Below are 7,639 nucleotides of genomic sequence, written 5' to 3' on the forward strand. Positions count from 1 at the left end.
GACTCGTCGTAGGTGTTCGTCGAGACGACCTGGGTACCCCAAGGGTTCATCGTGTCACGGATGTTGCGCCCGTAAGCGTCCCAGTCCGCCTGCCGCAGGTACGTGTACCCCGAGCCGCTCACATCGTTGAGCTGCCCGAACTCCTCGTAGTTGTAAGTGACCGCCTCCTGTGCCAGATCACCCGCCGCGGCACGCGTCTCCGACACCAGCGAACCACTCACCGGGTTGAAGGCGGCGGCATAGTCGAAACTCACCTGGCCACTGCCGCCGATCTCGCTGCCGGGGATCGACACGGTCGACTTCGTCGCCCGGTACGCCACGTCGTACTCGTTCACCGACTTGGTGTACGCCGAACCACCCGCCCCGCCCACGTACCGGGTCGAGGAGCTCAACTGCCCCTTCGCCACGGTGTCGTACGCGTAGCCGGTCAGCTGGTTCGCCGGAGTGACCGAACCGTTGAACGTCCCGGTCTTACGACCCAGCAGGTCGTACGTGATCGCGACCGTCTGACCACGCGCGTCCGTCGTCGACGCCAACCGCCCCGCACCGTCGTAGGCCTGGGTCAGGACGCCGGTGTCCGGGTCGTCGGCCTTCACCTGGCGACCGCGCTGGTCGTACGTGTAGCTCCAGGTGTTCCCCGCCGCGTCCACCCGACTGGCGGGCTTTCCGGCCGGGGTGAAGGTGTAGTTGGTGACGTCCGCGTCGCCCGGGTTCCCGGTCGCCGCCGCCGTCCGGTACTGCCACAACTGGACGGTGTGCCCGCGGGCGTCGGTGACCGTGCTGGTGGGCGTGGCTCCGGCCGGCGGCGTGACGTCCACCCGGTCAGCGCCGGGGTACGCCGTCGTGGTGGTGCTCTGGGGCTTGCCCAGCGCGACGAACTGCGTGCTCACCGCACGCCCCTGGCCGTCGAACTGCACCACGCTCTGGTTCGGGACCATCGCGCCGTCCGGGATCCACCGGGTCGTGTTCGGCTTGTTGGTGTCCTCGTAGTAGGCGTTGTAGGCGCGGCCCACCCGCCCCTGGGAGTCGTAGAACGTGTCGGCGACGATCCGGCCCTGGTAGGCGGAGATCGCCGGGTCGGTCTGGGTCTGGATCAGCCGGGCCGAGCCGTCCAGGATCTGCGTGGACGTGCCGTACGCCGTGCCGCCCGGCCGCAGGGCCTTGGTCGTGACGGTGGAGGGCGCGCTGGTGCCGTTCACCGCGTAGTCGTACGTGAAGTTGGCTCCGGCCCCGGTGTCCCGGCCCGGCAGCCAGACCGCCTTCAAGCGCCCCAGACCGTCGTACGCCTTGGTCGTGGTGCGACCGTTGGCATCGGCCGAGGTGAGCGCCATGGCGCGGGCGGGGTCGAGCGTGACGGTGCTGGTACGGGCAGTGCCCGCGTCCGGCGCGCCGGCCGGGGCCGGGGTCCCGGTGACCACCTTGTTCGGCAGCTCACCCGGGTTCGCCGAGCTGTACGCGGTCGTGGTGACCGCACCGTTCGGGTTGGCACTGTCGGTGACCGTCGGATCCGTCACCGAGGCGATCCGGCCGTACTGGTCGTACGTGCTCGTGCTCGTGGTGACGTACTGCGCCACGCCGTTGGCGTCGTAGCCGTCCAGCACCTGGGTCCCGGTCACGTCCGCCTTCGTGCCGGCGCTGCCGAAGCCCTGGCCGTCGAAGAGCGTGCGGGTGTCGGACACCGTGGTGGCCGACGTCGGGCCGGCCGTGCAGGCGTTGGCGCCGGAGACGACGAGCACGTCGGAGACCAGTGCGGTCATCTGCGGGTTGCCACCGGTCGCGTAGGTCTGGCGGGTGCAGACGTCCGGGGTGCCGTCGGCGGTGCTCAGCGAGCTGGTGACCCGGTTGTTGTTGACCGGGTCGGTGCTCGTCACCGTCGTGGTGGTGCGGGTGCCGGTCGTGGTGACCGCCGTCGCGGCCTTGGTCGCCTTGGTGGATCCGTACCGGGCCACGAGATCCGGCAGGCCGCTGCGGGCGTGCGTGGCCGTGGCGGACGGGTTCTCGTAGGTGTCGACCTCGTAGCCGAGCGGCGAGCCCGCGTCGGCGGAGGCGTCCGCGTAGGTGTCGGTCTCCAGGGTCCGGCCGGACAGCCAGTCGGAGTCGGGCCGACTGCCACTCTTCACTCCCGCGACGGAGGCGCCCTTGGGCTTGCCGTCGGCCTTGAGGTCGCCGTCCATGCCCTGGTAGTAGCTGGTCGTCGACTTGGCCTGCGGCCCGTCCTTGCCCGAACCCTTCACCGCGGTCACGCTCGCGAAACCGCGGAACTGGTCCCAGGTCCGGTAGTCGGACTCGACCAGCGGGCTGTCGTTGCGGTGCCAGGCCGCCGGGCCGTAGCTGTAACTCACGGTCGTCGGCACCGAACCGGAGACCAGCTTGCCGTTCGGGTCCACGGTCACCGTGTCGACCGGGTAGCGCAGGAACCAGTCGTCCACCGTGGACTGCACCTGACCGTCGAACCACTTCACGTTGAAGCAGGGCAGGGTGTCACCGTCGGCCGACGTCGGCATCCGCCCGGCCGTGCGCGAGCACTGCTCCTGCTTGTAGGAGACGACGATGCTGCCACCGGTCTCCGTCGTGATCACCGCCATGCGCGGCCGGTTGTAGCGCGGACGCGCCGGCACCAGGCCGTCGACCCGGTTGGGCAGCAGCTGATCCGTGAAGGTCACCACCGGAAGCGCCTGCTCGGCCTGCCCGTTGGCAGTGTCCTTGCCGGTGTGCTTCACCGACTGCAGCCAGGCGATCGGCGCGTTCTCCGTCGCGTTCTGCGGCGTCTTGAACACATGGGTGAAGTCGTAACGGTCCACCGGACGGTAGGAGCCGCCCGAACGGATGGACGTGGTCGCGGCGTTGAGCCACTTCGTCGACCAGAAGCTGGGCCCGTAGTTGGCGCAGGTGTCGTTCTGCGCGCACTGCTTGTCCATCGGCACGTCCGGCCAGTTGGCGGCGTTCGCCGCCGTACGCTGCGCCGGATCGCACGCCGCCGCGTCCGACACGCACCGCTCACCCGAGTCGAAGTCGACCCGCGCCGCCGCCTGGTACGAACCGCCCGCACCCAACTGGTCCGACAGCAACTGCCCGTAGGTGATCGCGGCCAGCACCCCGCCACGCGTGTACGCGGTGTTCGTACCCTTACCCGCGTTCTGCGCACCACCGCGCGCATACCAGTTGGTCTCGGGCGTGTACGCGTACGTGGTCAGATTCCCGTGCGCGTCAACCACGTAGTCGAGGTTCCACCGCCACGCGCTCTGGCACCACGAACCCTTGCCCTTCGAGCCGTCGAAGCACGGGTCGCCCGGGTTCGGCGAGTACACCGGAACCGTCCACGCCGACTTGCTCTCCGGACCCGCCTTGCTCGGCGAACCGTCCGCCGCCGGAAGCTGGTTGAGCCCGAAGTAGTACACCGTCCCCGAGGTGTCCGTCACCTTCAGATAGGAACCGTTCCAGGTGCCGTTGTTGGCGCCGGTCAGGAACTCTACCTTCGTCCCGTCGTCACCCTTGAGCCGCCACTTGCACCGCGACTGCTCGTCCGCCGCCGACCCGGCGACACACGACGAGTCCTCCGGCACCAGCTCACCCGAGTGACCACCCAACGACAACGTCAGGTTCGGACCACCCCAGCACTGATCGCCCGAACCCGGAATACCCGCCTTGTCACAGCCCCGGTAGGAGCGCTCGACGAAGCCGACGTTCACGTCCCAGCCGTCGCCGATCCAGGAGGCCTGGGCGTTCGTCGACGCCGTCTTCCCGTCCACCGACGCCGAGTCGTACTCCAGGGAGAACGCCAGCGGGTTCCCGATCAGGGCCGGGGGGAGCTGGATCGGGTAGCTGTACGTGAACGACCCCGATGCACTCCCAGCCGCCCAGCTCTGGCTCGACGAGAGAGGTGTGGCGCTGTACGTGCCGGTTCCGCTCGACGGCGCGGCGTCCAGCGCCAGCAGTACCTTCGGTGTGGACTCCGCGACGCCGGCCGACTGCGACTCGGCCCGCTGCCGGGCCGTCGTGGCCTTCGCGGCCGGCAGGTCGACGTCCGCGACCAGCCGCTTCGACTTCTCGTCGTAGTGCGAGGCCACCGGCGTCCTGACCCGGCAACCGTCGGCGTCCGGCGTGCTGAGCGCACACTCCGGCAGCGCCACCAGCCGTGCCCGGTTCCCGAAGTCCCCGCCGTAGCCCAGGGTGTGCGGATCGATTCCGACCCGCACCTTGTCGGTGTCCCCCGCCTCGTCGCGCGAGAGGGCGACCAGGGTGCCCGTCACACCGGCGGCGGTCGCGGCCGCGCGGTCGGCGACCCGCACCTGCACCTGCCCTGCGGGAGCGGCCCCCTTCGACGCGACCGGTGCCAGCCAGACCGGGAGGTCGCCCGCCTGCTTGGCCCCGCCCTCGTCCAGGCCCACCACCGCGGTGCCGGACTTCGGCTGCGGCGTGGACTTCGGCGGCACCCAGTCCGGCGAACCGGTCGGCGGGGTGGACGACTTCGGCGTATCCGCCTTCCCGGGCACGGAGGCGGTGCGCGGCAGCGGCGTGTTCGGCGGCGACCACACCTGGCCCTTGTCCCCGGAGGCGGCCACTGCGAGGGCCGGCACCACGGGCGACAGCATCGAACTCAGGATCGCCAACGAACTCACGACGGCCACCCGGGATCTTGCCCTGACCGGCGGCGGCCCCTCCCGGCCGGCTGTTCGCCGTAGGTGGAAGCGGATTCTGTTCTTCAACATCATGATCCCCCAGCTGAGTTGTCACGTACGACATGGCGCGGACAAGCAACTCCGGCAGGAGGATAGGGCGCTAACGATCCAGCGGTCGAGCGGCTTGAGGATCTCCTGAGGGCGTGATTCACATCACGCTGAACGAAATCGGTGGACGGTCCGTCAAAGCGGGCATCAGTTTTGCTTATGTGATTGACGACCAATCAGTAATGCGGCAGCTTGCTGAAATACCTCTGCGGACGATCCGAATGTCCGCAGCCGGACATACCCACCTCTCCTCGAAAGGGCTTCACCATGCCCGCTCCGTCCGGAGCCTCCTTCGGCATGCGCAGAACCGGGCATCCGCCCCGGCGTTCCCACGCCGTCGCGGTCGCCCTCGTACTCGCACTGACCTCCGTCGGGCCGATCGCGCCACTGGCCTTCGCCGCCGACACCCCCGCCACGCCCGCGGCCTCCACCGACCGGACCCCGGGCGCGATCCCCAAGGACCTGGCCGACCGGATAGCCGCCGGCGACGCCAAGTTCGCCGGCCAGAAGCCCCCACTCGCCTCCGACAAGGCCATCGCCGAAGCCAAACGCACCGGCAAACCCGTCCCCGTACCGGAACTGACCGACGAGTACAGCGAAACCGTCGCCACCCCCACCGGCCACCTCTCCCGCACCCAGCACGCCGAACCCCAACGCGTGAAGCACGACAACACCTGGGCCCCCCTCGACGCCACCCTCGTCCCCGACGACCACGGCGGCTACCGACCCAGGACCGCCGTCGCCGACGTCCACCTCTCCGGCGGCGCGGACGGACCCCTCGGCACCCTCACCAGCCCCGACGGCGAGTCCCTCACCATCGACTCGCCCTTCCCGCTGACCAAGCCCACCCTCGACCCCCAGGGCGACGCACTCCTCTACCCCGAGGTCGCCCCCGGCATCGACCTGCGCGTCACCGCCTCCAAACTCGGCGGCCTCTCCACCGTCCTCGTCGTCAAGACCGCCGAAGCCGCCAAGAACCCGGCCCTCAAGAAGGTCCGCTTCCCCACCAAGGCCAAGGGCGTCACCGTCAAGGCCGACGACGCCGGCAACCTCACCGCCACCACCAAGGACGGCAAGGTCCGCTGGCACGCCGCCACCCCCCAGATGTGGGACAGCACCACCAGCAGCACCACCCCGAACGCCCCCAAGGGCAAGGCCGCCGCCGCCCAACGCGACGACCAGACCCCCACCCAGACCCCGGCCGGTGGCGACGCCCCCGAGCAGAAGAGCACCGCCGACGCCCCCGGCGCCGCCGCCAAGGTCGCCACCATGCCGACCACCGCCACCCCCGACGCCGTCGAGCTCACCACCGACGACACCGTCCTCGGCAAGGGCCAGGGCCCCTGGTTCATCGACCCCGGCTGGATCTACGACCGCCGCGAGGCCAGCAACTGGACCTGGACCCAGTCCGCCTACCCCGGCACCAACAACCTCGGCCGCACCGTCGCCAACTCCGGCGACCAGTACGCCCAGCCCGGCGTCGGCTACCAGGGCTACCGCACCTCCAAGGGCGTCGAACGCTCCTACTTCCAGTTCGACAACCACTGGTACAACGACGTCGTCATCAACAAGGCCACGGTGTCGTTCTTCGAGGCCAAGTCCTCCGACTTCTCCTGCACCAACAAGTACACCGTCGACCTCAAGCTCACCACCGCGATCGACGGCAGCACCACCTGGAACAACTCGCCGACCGTCCTCAACGGGATCGGGTCGGCGGACGTCGGCGGCGCGGGCCAGAGCGGCTGCGGCGGCACCACCCAGTTCGACTACGACGTCACCGGCGTCTACCGCCAGTTCGTCGCCGACAACGGCAGCCTGACCTTCGGCCTGTTCGCCCGCAACGAGTCCGACTCGGCGGCGTTCAAGCGCCTCACCTACAACCCGGCCGTCGTCATCGAGTACGACCGCATCCCCAACACCCCGACCAACCCGAACGTCTGGCCCGTCCCCTCGACGGCCGTTCCGTGGTCGGACAACCAGGGTTGTGACGGCTCCCTCGGCTGGATCAACTCCTCCGTCGGCTTCAACGGCTCCGTCAACCTCAACACGACGGTCAGCAGCAACGCGCAGAACGCGCTCGGCGCCTGGGCGCACATCTGGGACTACGCCAACCAGAACGCCGACGCCGACTCCGGCTACACCGCCACGGTGGCCAACGGCAGTGTCGCGAGCTTCCAGGTGAAGCCGGGCGTGATCCAGGACGGCCACGTCTACGGCTGGAACGCCAAGGCGACCGACGGGCTCAGCCAGATGTCGGCGCCCACCCCGACCTGCCGGTTCGGCGTCGACCTGACCCCGCCGACCCTCACCGTCCCGGACGCCACCACCAAGTACTCGGACGCCGACCTGGCCAACGTCTTCCCGCCCTCGGGCAACGGCCAGGTCACCAAGAAGCACATCGGCGACACGGGTACCGTCCCCTTCACCGCCGCCGACCCCGCGCCCGGCGGCAACGCCTCCGGCGTGGTCTGCGCCCGCTGGTCCTTCGATCCGCAGTTCTCCGGCGCCTCCTGGGCCTGCGGCAGCGACTTCCCGGCGAACGGCCTCCAGGTCCACCCGACCCGGTGGGGCACCAACATCGTCTACATCCAGGTGATGGACAACGCCCGCAACGTCTCCCCGGTCGCCCAGTACTCCTTCTACGTGCCGTGGAACCCCAACGGCCCGCCGCCGGTCTTCGGTGACGTCACCGGTGACGGCGCGCCCGACATCCTGCTGCCGGACCAGGCCGGCTACCTGCGCGCCTACAACGTCCCGGGCAACCCGAACGCCCGGAGCGCCCCGATGACGACGGTCGCCGCCGCGGCCGCCGCCCCGGGCGGCAAGGGGTGGAACGGCATCCAGCTGACCCACCGCGGCACCCTCACCGGCGGCAACAACATCGACGACGTGATCGCCCACGCACCCGGCGC

1 protein-coding gene and 1 pseudogene are annotated in these 7,639 nt (G+C 69.9%); one reads left to right on the plus strand and one right to left on the minus strand.

The features are described from left to right. On the minus strand, positions 1-4,592 hold a 4,592-nt coding region (locus tag ACFWXO_RS44315), incomplete at its 3' end, for an RHS repeat domain-containing protein (protein ID WP_380532693.1). 432 nt (positions 4,593-5,024) lie between these two features. Here ACFWXO_RS44315 and ACFWXO_RS44320 point away from each other — a divergent pair. Further along, a pseudogene (locus ACFWXO_RS44320) lies at positions 5,025-7,639 on the plus strand (hypothetical protein); the annotation flags it as partial.

Source organism: Kitasatospora sp. NPDC059088, assembly GCF_042738155.1.
Taxonomy (GTDB): domain Bacteria; phylum Actinomycetota; class Actinomycetes; order Streptomycetales; family Streptomycetaceae; genus Kitasatospora.